The following is a 16,078-nucleotide window of genomic DNA, read 5'->3' on the forward strand; positions in this document are numbered from 1 at the left end:
CTCTAGCGCTGTAGTCATCCGCCTTTTGCGCGTCAATAGAACTGGCGCCCGCGAACCGGATGAAACGGGGGCGCTTATTGACGCCCCCAGGGCGAACGTATTTGAGGCTCGACTTGTGCTGGACGTTCGACCTCAACGGCCTTCGGCGTCACCACTGTCGCGTCGGCCAGCGGAACGTTTCTGCGCCGCAGGATCAGCACAAGAATTGCGCCAGCCACGATGCCGCCAACATGCGCAGCCCAGGAAATGCTCTCATCTCCCCCGGCAAAAATCATCGCGAACTGGAAGAGGATCCAAAGCGCGAGGAGAATCCATGCCGGCAGGCGTAGCGGAATTCGGCCGAGGGCAAGTACCCAGATTTTCACCCGTGGGTGAAGGATGAGGTATGCGGCGACAATTCCTGCGATTGCGCCTGAAGCACCGATCAGGGGCGCTTCAGAATCCGGAACGATCAGTCCATGGACGAGGGCGCCGGCGGCAGCGCAGGCGAGGTAAAAGACGAGATAGCGGAAGTGCCCCAGCGCATCCTCGACGTTATCTCCAAACACCCAAAGGAACAGCATGTTACCGCCCAGATGCCAGATATCGCCGTGAAGGAACGAATAGGTCAGGAAGGTCCAGTCATCGGGCACGATGACCATTTCCGGCGGACGTTCCGCAATGTCGAAGATCGTTGAGGGTATGTATCCGAGCCCCCAGACCGCCGCGTTGACGAAGTCGTCCGTTCCGACGGTCGTCAGCAGGTACGCGACGACGTTGATCGCGATCAGGGAAAGGGTGACGTACTGAATCTTGATATTTCGGAATTCGTTCGCGTCATGCAGCGGTATGAACACGGGGCCAGTTCTCCTCTCCCGCGCATGGGTGAGCTAACGGTTTTGTCCCGGCACCCATAGCACGTCGGTCTCGCCATTGTCATTGACGGCCCGCGAGGCGACGAACAGGAAATCCGATACGCGGTTCATGTATTTGATCGACTCCGCGCTGACTTTTTCTCCCTCGACGTGAGACAGTTCGACCATCATCCGCTCTGCACGGCGTGCAACCGTGCGGGCAAGATGAAGAGCTGCCGCCGCGGGTGATCCTCCCGGAAGGACAAAGCTGCGAAGCGGCTTGATCGGCTTGTTTATGGCGTCGATGTCGCGCTCCAGGCGCTCCACCTGGGAAGCAACGATGCGCAGGGGCTCATAGCCCAAATCCTGATCCGTTTCGGGTGTTGCAAGGTCTGCGCCGAGATCGAACAGGTCGTTCTGGATGCGGCCCAGCATGGCATCAAGCTCCGGATGGCTGGACGCGGTGTGGAGGCGGGCCATTCCAATGCAGGCATTGGTTTCGTCGACAGTGCCGTAGGCTGCAATGCGCAGATCGTACTTTGGACGCCTCTCGCCGGTCACCAAAGCGGTTGTGCCGTCATCGCCTGTGCGGGTGTAGATCTTGTTGAGGACGACCATTTTTACCTCTTAGCTGCGGCCGCCGGCGAAATAGACCGCCAGCACGATGAAGACGAGAGCGAAGAACTGGAGGATGATGCGTGCCTGCATCAGCTTGTTCGACCGGTTGCCAGACCCGCCGCGCATCATGTTGAGAAGCCCGCGGATCAGCACGATGACGACCGCGAACATGAATATGATGGCAATGATGTTAAAGGCTGTGGACATGGGGCTGTTCCCTGGTGCGCAGGTCGGAACTACGTGTAGGCAAGGGGCGTTCCCAAACCTGAGCTTGCCTTTTCAAGGCATTCCTTCCCATATTCGCGCCAGCGATACAATCGGCCGGAAAGATGCTTCGCTCACTTGCTGTTACGAAACGCGTCCTTGGAGACGCTCTCGGACATTTTAACAATGATGATGGATGGGCCCTCGCAAGCCATTTGGCGCTGTCGGCGTTGATGGCTCTTTTCCCCTTCCTCATCTTTGCCACCTCGCTTGCGAGCTTCCTCGGGGCAGAGGCTTTTTCCGATACGGCTGTGCACCTGGTGTTCGACACCTGGCCAGACCAGATCGCCGAGCCGATAGCGCGGGAAGTCGCGACGGTTCTTACCGTCCCGCGTGGCGATGTCCTGACCGTTGGCATCGTAGCGGCAGCCTTCTTTGCGACGAACGGGATCGAGGCGTTGCGGGTCGGGCTGAACCGCGCCTACCGGGTTATCGATACCAGATCCATCCTGTGGCTGCGGACGCAGAGCCTTGCCTTTGTGATCATTGCCACTGCCGGGTTTCTGATTGTGTCTTCTCTTCTCGTCGTTGCGCCGATCGCGGTAGATATTGCGCAGAGGCATCTGCCCTGGATCCGGCCCTATCTCGGCACAATCACCATCTGGCGCTTTATCATCGCTTCCTCGGTGATCGTGCTCGCGCTCGTGGCCGTTCATCTGTGGCTGCCAGCCGGACGTCGCAGTTTGCGCGAAATCTGGCCGGGGCTGATCTTTACCCTGGTGTTCTGGGTGGTGGGATCTACCGTGTTCGCGACCTATCTCGGCTACTTTTCGTCCTATGTGACGACCTATGCTGGCCTCGCATCGATCATGATCGCGCTGGTTTTTCTCTACATCGTGTCCGCGATCTTCATTCTTGGTGGTGAGCTGAATGCCGCAATTCGTCGCTATCTTGACGCGAGAGCCAAGGTGGCCCGACTGCCCGATTAGGACCGCGTTGCCAGCCAGACGCCGACAGTGGTGACCGCCATTCCGGCAAGCTGGACGGGAGATAGCGTCTCACCGAACAGGAACCAGGCGATGATCGCGGTCACGGCTGGAACAAGGTAAAACAGCGACGCGACCTTCGCCATTTCTCCTTGCCGGATCATTGTCATCAGCAAGAAGATCGCTCCGATTGACAGAACGAGCACGAGCCATGCCATCGCGAAGATAAGTTCGCCATTCCAGATGAAGGTGCGGGTTTCAAATGCGAGGGCCCCGACCGCCATCAGCGCGGCCGCCCCAAGATATTGCCACAAAGTCGCGCTCACCAGATCGGCACTTCCGACGAACTTTTTCTGCCAGATGGTACCGGCGCTGATTGCAAAGGCCGCGCCGACGCAGGCCGCAAATGTAAGGAGCGTCACCCCTCCGAGGGCGTCACCGAACTTCGGCGCAAGCACGATGACAATGCCGATGAAGCCCACGGCAAGCTCTGCCCAATGACGCGGCATGACCCTTTCTCCCAGGGCCCATCCGGCCATCACCGCGGTGATTAATGGCTGCAACCCGATGATCAGGGCGGAAAGGCCCGCAGGCATCCCGTTTCGGATCGCCCAAAAGACACCTGCCAGATAAGCGCCATGGATCAATGCGCCGGCAAATGCGGCATGTATGGCCTGGCGGGATGTCAGGCGGCGCACCGACAGCGCCAGCAAAAGGCAGCCGATGATTGCCGCAGCCAACGCGAACCTGGCTGCCAGAAAACTCAGAGGCTCTGCCCATGGCATCGCGTAACGCGCGCCAATGAAGCCTGTCGCCCACAGTATGACAAAAAGGGGCGGAATGACGCGTACGGCACGGTTCATGTCAGAAAGGGTCCAGTTCAGCAGCTATTGCGGGCATGCCCCCATAGCATTACCCAACGCAAGCAAAAGGTAATATTTGCGGCGCATCCTTTGTTTCTCGATGGGGTTTATTGCGGGGATTTGATCCAGCCAACGGGGGATCGAATCTGTTGTTGTATCTTGAGCCGCTGGGCGTCGTCATGGCACTTGGGGGGATGGGTCTTCTTGCAGCCTCTGTGTCCATCGGGCTGAACGCGATCCTTGACGAGGATGGCTTCGGTGCGACCGGGAATGCCGTCATCCTGATGGGAGGCATCGTCATTGGCGAGGTATTGATCCCGATGGTCGTCGAGCAGGCACCAGGCAACCGATCAATGATCGGCAACGCGCTGATCAGCGGATTTTCCTGCCTGGCTATGTCGTTGTTCGTGAAGGCCGTCTTCAAGCGCTACAGGCGCGTCAGGCGAGCCCCACCATCCGCTTGATGTCGCTGGGCGTCAGCCCGGCCTCACGAAGGGAATTCAGCCCTGTGTCGCGTCGACTTTTCGAGAGTTTGTGGCCGTCTTCGCCGAGCACCAGATCGTGATGGAAGTAGACTGGTGCGTTCAGCCCGAGCAGTTCCTGCAATAACCGTTGCAAAGCGGTGGCTTGGAAGAGGTCCTTGCCGCGAACGACGTGGGTGATGCCTTGAAGCGCGTCGTCGATGACCACGGAGAGGTGATAGCTCGTGGGCACTTCCTTGCGCGCTATCACGACGTCTCCCCATGCGCGTGGGGTGGCAGGGATTTCGCCCGTCTCTCCTTTCGGTCCGGCACCACCTTCGATCCAGAAGAGTGTCTGCCCGGCGTGCCGCATCGCTTCATCGACATTGATACGCCAGGCAAAGGGTTCGCCGTCGGCAATGCGGCGTTTGCGTTCCCGGTCGCTGAGGTTCCGTTCCGTCGATGGGAACAGCGGGACCCCGTCTGGATCGCGCGGCCAGTCTCTACCAGCTTCTTCAGCTTCCGTGATGATCGCGCGCACTTCGCCCCGGCTCATGAATGATGGGTAGACAAGGCCAGCATCGGCCAGCGATTCAAGGGCGCCTGCGTAATCTTCGAAGTGCTCGGACTGATGGCGGACTGGCTCTTCCCAACCGACCTCAAGCCAGTTGAGGTCCCGGTAAATCGCCTGCTCGAAATCACGCGTGCAACGCGTCACGTCTATGTCTTCAATGCGCAGGAGGAGCCGTCCGTCAGCCTCTTTTGCCATGCGATCGTTGAGAAGCGCAGAATAGGCATGGCCGAGATGGAGCTCGCCATTCGGGCTGGGCGCAAAGCGGAAGACAGGACGCGTCATGGGGCTGGCGCAAAGCGGGTTGTGATGACCAATCCCTGATTGCTACTTATCTCTGCAGATGCCGGCAAGCGTTTTTGGAGGGAAGTTTGCGCAGGATCGAGTCAGACGCTGACATCACTGAAGGTCTGGCCGCGCTGGCAGCAACGGACCGGCGCCTGCAGCGCATCATTGACGAAGCAGGCCCGATCCCGCTGCGGCGTTCGCCTCCGGGCTTTGCCGCAATGGTCTCCATCATCACCGCGCAGCAGATTTCGCGCGCCAGCGCCGATGCCATCCTCGGGCGTTTTTCAAGCTTGGTCGACCCACTTGATCCTGAGTCGGTACTTGCATGCGGGGATGAGCCTTTTCGTGCTGCCGGAATGTCTCGTCCAAAGCAAACCACTCTCACCGCGCTCGCCAGAGCCGTCATTGATGGTCAGCTCGAATTTTCTCAGCTCGCGGACCTCTCTGCAGGCGAGGCGCGAGCAAAGCTGACTTCAATACATGGGATCGGCCCATGGACGGCAGATGTCTATCTGCTGATTGCAGCAGGGCACGTCGATGTTTTCCCGGCGGGCGACGTTGCTCTCCAGGGGGCTGTCGCTGACGCGCTCGGCCTTGATTCGCGCCCCTCGTCTAAAGAACTCACAGTCATCGCCGAGTCGTGGTCGCCATGGAGATCAGTGGCTGCGCGGCTATTCTGGGCTCATTGGAGGAAATGGAGGGGGCGTGAAGCTGCACCAACTATTGATGCTGTAGATTAATCCAAGGTGACAAGGGAAAAGACATGCGTTTCAGCTGCGATTCCTGCTTCACAATTCTGCAACAGGAGGATTAGAGTATCCGCATCGTCGAACTGCGATGCCCAAGGAGGAACGTTTGTGACGATAGCAGTGTCACCAGACAGCCTGCCGGCACTGGTGCTGAACGCGGATTACCGCCCGCTCAGTTATTACCCCTTGTCGCTGTGGTCCTGGCAGGACGCGATCAAGGCGGTGTTTCTCGATCGTGTGAACATCGTTGCCGAATATGAGCATTCGGTGTCGTCGCCTTCGTTCGAGATGAAGCTGCCGAGTGTTGTCTGTCTCAAGAACTACATCAAGCCATCGCGTCATCCGGCTTTCACGCGATTTAATGTTTTTCTTCGCGATCGTTTCCAGTGCCAATATTGTGGCGCACATGATGAACTGACGTTCGACCATGTTACCCCAAGGCGCTGTGGCGGAGCGACGACGTGGCAGAACATCGTGGCGGCGTGCTCAACTTGTAACCTCAAGAAGGGCGGGATGCTGCCGGCACAGGCGAAGATGTGGCCAAGACAGGCGCCCTTCCAGCCAACCGTCCAAGATTTGCACAATAATGGCAGGCTGTTTCCACCCAACTATCTCCACGAAAGCTGGATGGACTTTCTCTATTGGGATGTCGAGCTGGAGCCGTAACGCACCGCTTCAGTCTTTCCGGAAGGCTGCGACATACGCGATGACGGCGAGGATAACGCTCGCGACAACATTCCAACCGGCGAAGGACAGGCCAAGAAAACGTCCTGCCGCCTGATCGCAGGAAGGTGGGATCACCGCATTGAGCTGATCAAGCAGGCTGCCACTTCCGCCTGTTGGAGCAGGAACGGCGCCGCAATCCGTAGGTCCCGGCCAAAAGCCCCATTCGGCGCCAGAGTGATAGACACCGAGTGAGGCGCCCCAACTCATCAGCAGGGCACCGATAAGCAGCAGACCTCTGGTCGCGACAGGCGGTAGTCTAAGTACGGACGACGCCAGCGCCAGGAGCATGACCGGAATGCCGATATAATAGGGCACGCGCTGTTCCAGGCAGAGCTTGCACGGGATGTAGCCGCCTATGTGCTGGAAACCCAGCGCCGTCCCTACGGTAACCGCCATGCCGGCAGCCAGGATCGCTGCTCCGACCGTTTGCGTGCGACCTGTTGCAGAGGTTAGCGCCATTCCTGCCTCGTCTCTATCCCTGGCCCTTCGGGCCATGCTCGTTGAACGGCCAACCTGGACCCGGGATCAGTTCAGCAAATCCATGCGGCGCACTAGCTTCTTTCACCACACAGACCCAGAGCGAGCAATGGGGCACCTGTTTTTTCGCGAAACCGTGAACCTTTCGCAAGAAGCTGACGAATGGGAATTGACGAGACGCCCTTGGCTCGTATAGTCCCGCCACATCCGGTGATTTACCGGACCCTTTTAAGGGCCCCTGTGGCGGAATTGGTAGACGCGCTCGACTCAAAATCGAGTTCCGCAAGGAGTGCTGGTTCGATCCCGGCCAGGGGCACCAAGGGTTCCAAGCTCCCTTGATTTTATTGATTAATTTACCGTTTTTGTCCCACTTTTAACCATCGCGTTTTTCGGTGGGACAGTTTCGTCCATTTTTTGTTCTGGGATCAGCTTGTGCGCAGCGCCAGCAGCGATCCGCTTTCGGCTCGCGTTTTTCGTGTAGTGGGTGGTCTGCTGCTTCGTGGTCCAGCCGAATATTGCCATCAGCTCTTCATCGGTCGCGCCGTTCTCCGCGGCGATAGTCGCGCCAGCTTTTCGTAGGCCGTGTGTCGAGCACTGGGGTAGTCCTGCCTCATCGCACCACTGGCGCATTTTGTTCCCCAGGCCGTTGACGGAGAATGGCTTGTTAAACTCGGTGACAAGAAACGTCAGGTCGCCCGTCTTGCACTGATCGATCGTTGCCTGAAGCGGCGCAATAACTGGCAGCTCCACCAAGACCCCGGAAGACTTTTTCGTCTTGCCAGGGCGTATTGTGAGCCACCCGTTCCGAATATGTTGCCGCCCGACGATCGCTAAGTCAGACAGCCGCAAGCCTGTGAACATCGCAAGATGAAGGGCCAAGCGAGCTTTGGATCCTGCCGGATGGTGATCTTCGAATTGGGCAACTTCTTCGCGGCTCCAAGTGTGGAAGCCGTCTCCGGATCGCAGACGTTTTATGCCCAGCGCCGGGTTAATCTTCGCCAAATCAGATTCAACGGCCCATCCGTACATCGCTGATATCGTTTTCACGATGTCGTTTTGAGCGCCCGGCGTCGCTCTGAGCTCGTCTCGAATTTCTAGAACGTGCTTGCGCTCGAGCAGTGCATAGGGCAGAGCGCCGCGTCGCTTCCCTTTATGCTTACTCTCGCATACCTCGTCGAGGATGCGCTTCCGCCGCCCCATCACGGCATGCGCAAGCTTTACCAATGCCCGTGTGTGGTATTGCTGGACAAGCCATTGGAAAGATCCCTCAGACGCTGTATCGCGAAGGGGCTCTGCAGGTTCTGACTTGACAACGTGGGGGATCCCCAGACGTGCGCAGGCAACCTCCTGGTCGAACTCTTTCGTTCCCGGCGCCTCCCTCAGTCGCACTTTAGGCTTTCCAGCCATGCGGAAGTAGAGCCGCACGTTGCCGTGTCGGTCCCGGTCGATAGATACACCCTTGGGCAGCTTCTTAGGCATCAATCCCAAGGATTGCCCTCCGTAGACCTGGCGTCAACCGAAACCGAACGATGTGGTAAAGCACGAAACGCTGCGACGACTTCCGCCACATCCCAAACCAGTCGGCCGTACAGCATTCGCGCGTCAGGCATTTTGCCGTCTGCTACAAGCCGATCAAACAGGGTTGCGCTCACACCAATAAGTTCTGCGGCCTGCTCCCGGTTGATGCCAACTGGCGCCAAGCTTTGGGGAAGGATCTCCGCTTTCCTCATAGTCGGCTCCTGTTCCGCAGCCATCGTCGGAACGCGTACCCGGGTTCATTCTTTTGCCGTTCGATCTCAAGCCGGGCGCGACGGTTCCAGAGCCTCGCACGTAGACGGGAAACCAAAACGGCAATCGCGCCACAGATCATGACAGCGCCCTCCATGTGATGGCGATCCACAGAGCGCAGATCGTGATGCCCACACAGCAGGTAAGAGAAAAGCTCTTAGTGGGAGTCATGCTTCACCCCCAACCCATAGGCACCCGATAGCAAAGAGCAGGAGGAGGATCTGTGCCGTGGTCATGCCAATGCTCCTTCACCCAAGAATGACCGCAACAAGGGGATCACGGCACTTTCGTCGTCTCCGAGGGTCAGTGTCTCAAGGAGTGCGTCATCACTGAGGATCAGATTGACCTTGTCCCTCACCGCGTCGATTGACTGGCATGGAAGGGCAATGATCGCTTCGCCAGTGATTCTGAACGCCTCGTAGCTCTCACCTTCGCACTCTAAATCGCGGCCGCGATACTTTGCGTGCCATAATTCCCGCGACACCGCGTGGGCAGCAGCGAGGGCCATCAGTGGCAGTCTCAGAAGTTGATTGGTGACGTTCATGAACGCGCCCTCATTGCCAAGATGACGAGTTGGAACTGGTGGTCGATCGTGATCCGCCATTCGCCGCCATGAATGTTGCGCAATTGCTCGGCTAGATCGCTTGTGGTGGCTTCAACTGCGGCCAGCGCGGCTTGACCCTCGGCGTGAGCGCGGCCTTTCAGTTGCTCTAGGACGCTCATGCCTTCACCTCGCTGCGCTTGACGGCCTCGATATGGGTCCAGGGGTTGGTGTGGTCGACCGTGGATGAGGCGTCAGATGGCGGGTTGGCGACTGATGCACAGGCGAAGTCCCGGGCGGAATGCAGTAGGCGTAGCAGTGCTCGATAGTCTTGCTTGATGTTGAAGGTCAGTTCATCGCAAGAGAGCTGGTCCCAAAGCAGGTCGAGATAGACGCACGCATAGGTAAGCTGAATGGCCACATCCTCGAGACTTTCGGCCTTGACCATGCTGATCATCGATCGCAAGGCGAGCTCTTCATCGTAGGCGTGCTTCGAAGCGGACACGCTTGCCCACTTGGTGCCGTTATCGTCCTGCTGGCTCTCCCATGAGATGACCTCAGCCTTGCTGTAAAGGGTCATCGCGTCGTCGAGGCGAGATGCTAGGGCGACAATCGGAGTCGCCGCTACAGGTACAGCTTCGCCTTTCACCCGCGTGGTGCCGTTCGTATCCATCAATATGTCTCCGGGTTGGGTGTGGTATTAACCATCTACTACACGTTATGTGTAGCGGTCAACCCAGAAATACACCTTTTGCGTAATCAGATCGGGCGATAGCTGCCTATGATTAGCGCGAACACCTCGACTTGAGTGTCGCATTCGGGAGCATGCATATTGATTGGCGTCTGGTAGCGCGGGTCGTCACTCTCCGGCATCAGCAGTATATCTCCGCCTCGCTCGAGGTACCGCTTGATCGTCGTCTCGACGAGGCCCGCGCGCATTCTGCGCAAGGCGACCACGTCACCATTCCGGGGCGACCTGGCGTGCTCAAGGGGTACGCCAATGGCATAAACTCCATCTGGCAAAATCTTGTTCATGCTGGGTCCGTTGACCTCAACTGCTATCTGCTTGTCAGGCGGATAGTCTGCAGATGGTGCGGCCGGAATAACCGGATAGTCATCCTCGGCGACGTTGCCGTCTACTTCGAGCCACACGCCGGCTGCTACCTTTCCAATAACTGGGATAGAGGGCACTAAACGGGGGTCTTCCGCCTCCTTATCGGAGCCTGTGAGTAGCCAGCCCGGAGTGGTCCCAAAAGCGCGCGCGTACTTTCTTGCAGAATCCAGTCGAAGGCCCCGGGATCCATTCTCGTGCGATGCATAGGTTGAGTAGCCCCATCCAAAGTTTTGGGCCGCATCTGCCGCGCTCCGGAACCCAGCCTTTTCTCGAGCTATTTGTAGGCGCTCATGCGGCGTGTTCTTCATTTCGTATACTCCAACATCCACAGGCCATCATTCTACACCGGAAATCTACACATAACGTGTTGACGTGATATTACACATTTCGTATAGATTTCGCATGTCTTTCATCCAAATGGTTAATCTTTGGCCTACGCGAGCCGCCTTCGCGACCGACATCGGGGCTACGCCCCAGGCCGTCACCAACATGATCAAGCGGGACAGCGTTCCAGCCCGCTATTGGACAGATATGGTCAGGGGCGCGAATGAGCGCGGCCTTGACGGCGTAACTTTGCACGCACTCTCCCAAGCGGCAGCGCGGAGGGAGGCGGCATGAACCATCTCGCTGTTATCGAAACCGCATCGCTCCCTAGCCTTGTTCAGCAAGCGGCCCGTCAACTTGCCAGTGCCACTACGGCGGCGGAAGTTCTCGATGCTCACGACACCGCGTCGATCGTGTATGACGCGGCTAAGAAAGCCGCTCGCATGGCTAAGGCCAAGGGCGCTCATGACGAACTGGTCGCTGCCGCGCACCGTGCGCAGGCCGACGCTCTCGAAATTGAGGCGATGGCAAAGCGCCGCCTGGCCGATGAATATGATGGTGCTGTTGAGCGCGGTGAACTCGCCGGACATGGCGGCGCACGAAATTTCAAGGTCGCAGACCCTGACCTTGAAAAGCCAACCATTGGAGACGTTGGCCTTTCGAAGCAGGAACTTTCCGAAGCCCGCCAATTCCGTGACGCCGAAGTCGCTCAGCCGGGCATAGCCCGCCGCGCGCTCGACGCCCGTCTTGCCCAAGGATTGGAGCCGAACAAGGCGGCGCTCCGAAAGGCAGTCGTTGATGCTGCAAAGCGAGCGGAAAACGATGCCTCCCGCGATCGAACACGCGAAGCGTTATCACCAGAAGTCCAAGCGATGCAGCAGGCTAAGGCCGAGGCGATAGCTGCGCGTAAAGCTCAACCAGTCGACGTTGAGGCGCTTAGGGCAGAGATTGAAGAACTACGCGAAGCTAATGCCGCTCTGGAGACCGACGTCGCGCGGCTGACCGCCGAAAACAAGCTCTACGGCGAGATGAAGGTCCAGTTCGCTCAGGGCGGGTTCGACAAGGTGATCGCCGGCAAGGACGCAGAAATCAGCGCTCTCGAAAGCCGCTTGTATCGCGAGAGCGAGGATAAGGCTTCGTGGATGAAGTCTGCGAAATACTGGAACGCACAGGCGATCAAGCACGGCTACTCCAGAAACACCGAGATTGATCTTCAGACACTGGAGATCGTCAATGGCTGATGCCGGGGCGATCCTCCAGCGCATCCGGGCGCTCGGCGCGAATGTCATGATCGACGGCGGGCGGCTGATCGTTATCAACCGGGAGAAACTGCCGGAAGGCGCGCTCGACTTCATTCGGCAGAATGGCCGGGAGATAGCGGCCTTTGTCGAACGTGAAGGGAGCGTCGAGGAACGCGCCGCGATCATAGAGCATGACGGCGGAATGGCGCGGCAAGATGCTGATCGCCTCGCCCGATTGCTGTTTGCCAGCTGCCCGCCGGAGACGAATCCGGCCGATTGGACTTGGTTCGTCAACAAGGCGCTGGAGATCATGGATGCGGCTCCACGGGAGCGCGCGGCATGAAAGAGCTGCAGCTTCGCCCCCATCAGCTGCACGTCGAGGAGCAGCTTCGCGAGCAGCTGCGAACTGGCGCGTCGTGGATCGTGCTCGTCGCGCCCACCGCATTCGGCAAAACCGAGACAGCGATCCACCTCATCCGTCTAGCTCTACAGAAAGGAAGGCGCGTCTGGTTCCTCGTCGACCGGGTGACGCTCGCGAGGCAGACCAGTGACCGCTTCCGAGAATACGGCATCGCCCATGGCGTCGTGCAGGGTGCCAACGCAGAGAACGACCGGTATGCGCCGGAAGAGAACGTCCAGATCATGACGATCCAGACGTTCGAGCGTCGGGAGTTCGGCGAGGAGCCGGGCCTCATTTTCTACGACGAGTGTCACAGCCAGTATCAGAAGACGCTTGAGCGCCTGAAGGAATATTCGAAGGCCAAGATCATCGGCCTTACCGCGACCCCGTTCACCGCCGGCATGGCGGAGTATTGGGGCGGCCTGGTCAACGGCGCGACGGTCAACCGGCTGCTCGCTGACAGATACCTGTCGCCCCTCAAGATCAAGGCGTGCGTGTCGCCTGATATGACGGGGGCGAAGAAGAAGTTCACCGGCGAGTATGAGGACGAGGAAGCCGCTTCACGCGGCATCACGATCATCGGCGACGTCGTGCAAACGTGGGTCCAGCAGACGGCAAAGTTCTTCGGTGGTCCGGCCAAGACTATCGTGTTTTCGCCGTCCATCCGCCATGGCGAAGAGCTTTGCCGCCAGTTTGCCGAGGCCGGCTACAACTTCCAGCAGATCAGCTACCTCGATGCTGCCGACGGCAGCCGGGACGCCAAGATCGAGGAGTTCAGGAAGCCCGACAGCGCCATCCATGGCCTCGTCTCCTGCGCAGTCCTGACCAAGGGTTTTGACGTGCCCGACGTGCTGGTCGGCATCTCCTGCCGTCCGTACCGAAAGGCATTCTCGAACCACATTCAGGAAATGGGCAGGGTCATGCGGACCTCGCCCGGCAAGGAGTTCGGGCTTTGGCTGGATCACTCCGGCAACTGCATCGCCTTCGCAGAAGATACCGCGTGGCTCTACGAGAACGGCGTCGACAGTCTGTCGAATGCGCAAAAGAAGGACAGCGAGGCGCGCGAGCCGGCGGAGAAAATCAAGTCGAAATATTTCTGCAGCGACTGCGGGATGGAGATGCTGCCGGCGTCGACCACGTGTCAATCCTGCGGATGGGAACGCCCGAAGCGCGGTGAAATCCAGACCGTCGAAGGTGAACTGGTCGACTTCGAGGTCAGCATCAAAGCCGCATTCCAACCACGACAGGGTCTGCGCGCAGAATGTCTGCAAAGTCCGAAGCGGATATGGAACGCCGCACTCACGTATACGCTGGCGAACAGTCGCGGTGGTGAGGACCGAGCACGCAAATGGGCATATGGCGTGTGGGCCGGCATCTATCCAGGCAGCAAGCTGCCCTACGGCCTTTACGACTCTGTCTGCGATCCGAGGGACGTGCTGCCCGATGAATGGTCGCTCATCGAGCGAGAGGTGAAGCGCTTCCGCAAGACCAACAAGCGGAGGGCTGCGGCATGACGGTTGACGACGCGATCGAGCAAGCTTGCGCCGATGTCGGCATTCAACCACCGCGAAAGGCCGCATTCGGTAAATGGCTGAGCACCGATACGCTTGCCGGCAAAAAGGGCAAGGGCGACGGCAGGCTTATCGTCAATGAGCACTATGTCACTGCCTGGAACTGGCAGACCGGCGAGAAATCAACGGTGGCGCTTCGTGATGGCTTATCAATTAAGGAGCAGAGAGCAATTGCCCACGACGTCGCCAAGGCCAAGGAGAAGGCCGAACAGGACGCAGCGCGCGCGGCGCGTCAGGCGAGTGCCCTCATCGCTCAGTCGAGGACGACCACGCATCCTTATCTCGCCGCGAAAGGCTTTCGAGACGAGCTTGTCGCTGTTATCGGCGCACAGGCCGTACGCGACATCGGCGCTAGCTACCTCGTCGCCGGTTCGAACGCCATTATCGTGCCGGCGCGGCGTGACGGAGCGGTCACCAGCGTTCAGTTGATATGGGAAGACGGAACAAAGAAGTTTCTTTTCGGCGGTGAGATCGGCGGCGCATCGCACCGCATCGCCACTGGCGTCTATACGTGGCTGTGTGAGGGCTTCGCGACCGGGCTGACTGTCAGGGCCGCGCTGAGGGGCTTGAAGATCCAGGCGACGGTCCTGTGTTGCTTCTCTGCCTCAAACATTCACGCCGTCGCACGCCAGGTCAATGGACGGGCGTTTGTAGCGGCAGACCATGACAAGCCCCTGCCTCAGTTCGGCGGTGTTGGCACAGGCGAACATTACGCAAAACAAACCGGTCTGCCGTTCGCCATGCCGCCGGTCATTCAAACGGATTTCAATGACATGCACCAAGCGGAAAGCATCTTCGCAGTGCAGCGCATTCTGACGTCGGTGATGGCAGGGAGGCGCGCAGCATGAAGAAGGAACTGGATAGGTCCAAGGCCTCGTTCAAGCTCGACCTGATCGAGACTGCGAATGCCGATCCCATGCTGACGCCTGCGGATTTCAAGCTTCTATCAGCCTATGTCGCGGTAATGGCGTGGCCATCGCACCGGACGTGGCTAGCTGCCTCGCTGGCCATGGCCAAAACCGGACTCAGCCACGGGCAGTTCTGGAAAAGCCGGGGCCGATTGCTCGGTGATAACTCAGAAAAGCGCGCGTACCTGATCGCCGTTCGCAGCGGCGGTAAAGTGGCAACTTATAAGCTGATCAACCCGTGGCGCGATGAAGCCATAGAGCATGTCGATGCGATGACAGCCTATCATCGCGAAGCGGAAAGACAGAAGAAAGCCGGAAAACGCGCGACGTCATCCATCCAGAATATGGAGGGACAAGAAGTCAATTTGTCCCTGCACAGAATGGAGGGACAAAAGGCACCCTGTCCCTCCAGAATTTGTAGTTCTGTCCCTCCAGAAAATAGTAGCTATTACCCCTCAGTTATAACCCCAAGTAAGAATGGGGTCCGTGATGAAGTTTCTCTGAGTTCGAACGTGGTGCCTTTCAACAGGAAGGACATCGCATGAACCTGCGCACCATCGAACCCATCAACATCTCTGATCTTGACACAGCGGCTCCCGACACTGGCGAACCCATCTGCGAGCGTGTCGATCCGCGGTCCTTGTTCGTTGACCCTGCCTATCAGCGCAGCGTCGGAGAGCGCGGCCTTCGCCAAATCAGGCGCATAGTCGAGGCGTTCGACTGGACGAAGTACAAGCCCCCGATCTGCGCGTATGCGGAGCATGACGGCCGAACGGTCCTCAAGGTGCTCGACGGGCAGCACACGGCGATCGCAGCGGCAAGTCATCCGGACATCGACATGATCCCGGTGATGATCGTTGAGGCGGCTGAGATATCGGCCCAGGCTGCTGCGTTCGTTGGCCAGAACACCCAGCGTGTTGCGGTCACGCCGCTGCAGGTATTCTTCGCTGAGGTTACCGCTGGGGATGTCGACGCACTCGACGTGTTGAAAACATGTGAGCGTGCCGGGGTGACGATCATGCGCTCGCCGCCCAGCCGATCGGACTTCAAGCCGGCTGAAACTATCTCCATCTCGGCAATCAAGGCTCTGGTCGACAAGCGCGGCATCATGCGGGCCCGGATGATCCTTGAGGTTTTGGCTCAGGCCAAACTGGCCCCGATCGCTGCAGACCACATCAAGGCCGCTGAGTTCCTGATGTCCGAGCCGGAATATTGCGACCAGTTCGAACCCGAGGATCTGACGCGCGAAATCCAGATGAGCGGAAAGGCCGCCGAGCACGAAGCGAAGGTGTTCAGCGTGGCGCAGAAGGTGCCGGTCTGGCGGGCGCTGGCGGTGCAGTGGTTCAGGAAAACCCGGAAGAAGCGGAGGCAAGCAGCGTGACCAATTTGGACACGGTGAAATTCCGCAAGATCCA

22 protein-coding genes and 1 tRNA gene are annotated in these 16,078 nt (G+C 58.7%); 11 read left to right on the top strand and 12 right to left on the bottom strand.

Features of this window, described 5'->3' with window-relative positions; all coding sequences use genetic code 11:
* Positions 1–74: 74 nt before the first annotated feature.
* From IOD40_RS12405 to IOD40_RS12415, 3 genes are read right to left on the bottom strand one after another with little or no spacing between them, the layout of a single operon-like run.
* On the bottom strand, positions 75–836 hold the full coding sequence (locus IOD40_RS12405; protein ID WP_198476861.1) for a rhomboid family intramembrane serine protease: 762 nt from the start codon (positions 834–836) through the stop codon (positions 75–77).
* Positions 837–869: 33 nt separating this feature from the next.
* Positions 870–1,451 carry a cob(I)yrinic acid a,c-diamide adenosyltransferase gene (locus IOD40_RS12410; RefSeq protein WP_198476862.1) on the bottom strand — a complete coding sequence of 194 codons (582 nt, stop codon included), beginning with the start codon at positions 1,449–1,451 and terminating at the stop codon, positions 870–872.
* Positions 1,452–1,460: 9 nt separating this feature from the next.
* Complete coding sequence (locus IOD40_RS12415) at positions 1,461–1,658, bottom strand: twin transmembrane helix small protein (protein WP_198476863.1); 198 nt, start codon at positions 1,656–1,658, stop codon at positions 1,461–1,463.
* 122 nt (positions 1,659–1,780) lie between these two features.
* On the opposite strand from IOD40_RS12415, the gene IOD40_RS12420 reads away from it, so the two are divergent.
* Positions 1,781–2,644: a YihY/virulence factor BrkB family protein gene (locus IOD40_RS12420; RefSeq protein WP_198476864.1), complete on the top strand. Its 864-nt coding sequence runs from the start codon at positions 1,781–1,783 to the stop codon at positions 2,642–2,644.
* Here the strand turns inward: IOD40_RS12420 and IOD40_RS12425 are convergent.
* The gene (locus IOD40_RS12425) at positions 2,641–3,504 is read right to left on the bottom strand and encodes a DMT family transporter (RefSeq protein WP_198476865.1); all 864 of its coding nucleotides are present in this window, start codon (positions 3,502–3,504) and stop codon (positions 2,641–2,643) included. The two genes, IOD40_RS12420 and IOD40_RS12425, sit on opposite strands and share 4 nt — an antisense overlap.
* Before the next feature lie 152 nt (positions 3,505–3,656).
* On the opposite strand from IOD40_RS12425, the gene IOD40_RS12430 reads away from it, so the two are divergent.
* Positions 3,657–3,968, top strand: coding sequence for a hypothetical protein (locus tag IOD40_RS12430; RefSeq protein WP_210336886.1), 312 nt, complete (start codon positions 3,657–3,659; stop codon positions 3,966–3,968).
* On the opposite strand, the gene gluQRS is transcribed toward IOD40_RS12430, so the two are convergent.
* Positions 3,943–4,821 (bottom strand): tRNA glutamyl-Q(34) synthetase GluQRS, encoded by an 879-nt coding sequence (gene gluQRS, locus IOD40_RS12435; RefSeq protein WP_198476867.1) that lies wholly within the window; start codon positions 4,819–4,821, stop codon positions 3,943–3,945. The two genes, IOD40_RS12430 and gluQRS, sit on opposite strands and share 26 nt — an antisense overlap.
* Before the next feature lie 86 nt (positions 4,822–4,907).
* Between gluQRS and IOD40_RS12440 the strand changes: the two genes are divergently transcribed.
* Together IOD40_RS12440 and IOD40_RS12445 are read left to right on the top strand one after the other, a co-directional pair.
* The gene (locus tag IOD40_RS12440; protein ID WP_198476868.1) at positions 4,908–5,564 is read left to right on the top strand and encodes a DNA-3-methyladenine glycosylase family protein; all 657 of its coding nucleotides are present in this window, start codon (positions 4,908–4,910) and stop codon (positions 5,562–5,564) included.
* 117 nt (positions 5,565–5,681) lie between these two features.
* Entirely contained in the window at positions 5,682–6,239 is a 558-nt protein-coding gene (locus IOD40_RS12445; RefSeq protein ID WP_198476869.1) for an HNH endonuclease, read from the top strand.
* Between the two features lie 9 nt (positions 6,240–6,248).
* Here the strand turns inward: IOD40_RS12445 and IOD40_RS12450 are convergent, their stop codons facing one another.
* Entirely contained in the window at positions 6,249–6,758 is a 510-nt protein-coding gene (locus tag IOD40_RS12450) for a disulfide bond formation protein B (RefSeq protein WP_198476870.1), read from the bottom strand.
* 252 nt (positions 6,759–7,010) lie between these two features.
* Between IOD40_RS12450 and IOD40_RS12455 the strand changes: the two genes are divergently transcribed.
* Positions 7,011–7,095, top strand: a tRNA-Leu gene (locus tag IOD40_RS12455).
* Between the two features lie 29 nt (positions 7,096–7,124).
* Here the strand turns inward: IOD40_RS12455 and IOD40_RS12460 are convergent.
* From IOD40_RS12460 to IOD40_RS12485, 6 genes are all read right to left on the bottom strand, one after another.
* Complete coding sequence (locus IOD40_RS12460) at positions 7,125–8,255, bottom strand: tyrosine-type recombinase/integrase (RefSeq protein WP_198476871.1); 1,131 nt, start codon at positions 8,253–8,255, stop codon at positions 7,125–7,127.
* Positions 8,255–8,506: a helix-turn-helix transcriptional regulator gene (locus IOD40_RS12465; RefSeq protein ID WP_198476872.1), complete on the bottom strand. Its 252-nt coding sequence runs from the start codon at positions 8,504–8,506 to the stop codon at positions 8,255–8,257. The genes IOD40_RS12460 and IOD40_RS12465 overlap by 1 nt, the downstream gene beginning before the upstream one ends.
* Positions 8,507–8,796: 290 nt before the next feature.
* Positions 8,797–9,108 (bottom strand): hypothetical protein, encoded by a 312-nt coding sequence (locus IOD40_RS12470; protein ID WP_198476873.1) that lies wholly within the window; start codon positions 9,106–9,108, stop codon positions 8,797–8,799.
* Positions 9,105–9,287 carry a hypothetical protein gene (locus IOD40_RS12475; protein WP_198476874.1) on the bottom strand — a complete coding sequence of 61 codons (183 nt, stop codon included), beginning with the start codon at positions 9,285–9,287 and terminating at the stop codon, positions 9,105–9,107. Before IOD40_RS12475 ends, IOD40_RS12470 begins: the two co-directional genes overlap by 4 nt.
* Entirely contained in the window at positions 9,284–9,778 is a 495-nt protein-coding gene (locus IOD40_RS12480) for a hypothetical protein (RefSeq protein WP_198476875.1), read from the bottom strand. The genes IOD40_RS12475 and IOD40_RS12480 overlap by 4 nt, the downstream gene beginning before the upstream one ends.
* A gap of 86 nt (positions 9,779–9,864) precedes the next feature.
* The gene (locus IOD40_RS12485) at positions 9,865–10,527 is read right to left on the bottom strand and encodes a helix-turn-helix domain-containing protein (RefSeq protein ID WP_198476876.1); all 663 of its coding nucleotides are present in this window, start codon (positions 10,525–10,527) and stop codon (positions 9,865–9,867) included.
* A 306-nt stretch (positions 10,528–10,833) separates the two neighbouring features.
* Between IOD40_RS12485 and IOD40_RS12490 the strand changes: the two genes are divergently transcribed.
* From IOD40_RS12490 to IOD40_RS12515, 6 genes are read left to right on the top strand one after another with little or no spacing between them, the layout of a single operon-like run.
* Positions 10,834–11,784 (top strand): hypothetical protein, encoded by a 951-nt coding sequence (locus tag IOD40_RS12490; protein ID WP_198476877.1) that lies wholly within the window; start codon positions 10,834–10,836, stop codon positions 11,782–11,784.
* A complete protein-coding gene (locus tag IOD40_RS12495) occupies positions 11,777–12,127 on the top strand; it encodes a hypothetical protein (protein ID WP_198476878.1) in 351 nt (116 codons plus the stop codon). The genes IOD40_RS12490 and IOD40_RS12495 overlap by 8 nt, the downstream gene beginning before the upstream one ends.
* A complete protein-coding gene (locus IOD40_RS12500; RefSeq protein ID WP_198476879.1) occupies positions 12,124–13,698 on the top strand; it encodes a DEAD/DEAH box helicase in 1,575 nt (524 codons plus the stop codon). The genes IOD40_RS12495 and IOD40_RS12500 overlap by 4 nt, the downstream gene beginning before the upstream one ends.
* A complete protein-coding gene (locus IOD40_RS12505; protein ID WP_198476880.1) occupies positions 13,695–14,603 on the top strand; it encodes a hypothetical protein in 909 nt (302 codons plus the stop codon). Before IOD40_RS12500 ends, IOD40_RS12505 begins: the two co-directional genes overlap by 4 nt.
* Positions 14,600–15,208 carry a hypothetical protein gene (locus tag IOD40_RS12510; protein WP_198476881.1) on the top strand — a complete coding sequence of 203 codons (609 nt, stop codon included), beginning with the start codon at positions 14,600–14,602 and terminating at the stop codon, positions 15,206–15,208. The genes IOD40_RS12505 and IOD40_RS12510 overlap by 4 nt, the downstream gene beginning before the upstream one ends.
* Positions 15,205–16,044, top strand: coding sequence for a DUF6551 family protein (locus tag IOD40_RS12515; protein ID WP_198476882.1), 840 nt, complete (start codon positions 15,205–15,207; stop codon positions 16,042–16,044). The genes IOD40_RS12510 and IOD40_RS12515 overlap by 4 nt, the downstream gene beginning before the upstream one ends.
* The last annotated feature ends 34 nt before the right edge of the window (positions 16,045–16,078 follow it).

Origin of the sequence: Aquamicrobium zhengzhouense (genome assembly GCF_016124105.1) — a bacterium.
Taxonomy (GTDB): domain Bacteria; phylum Pseudomonadota; class Alphaproteobacteria; order Rhizobiales; family Rhizobiaceae; genus Aerobium; species Aerobium zhengzhouense.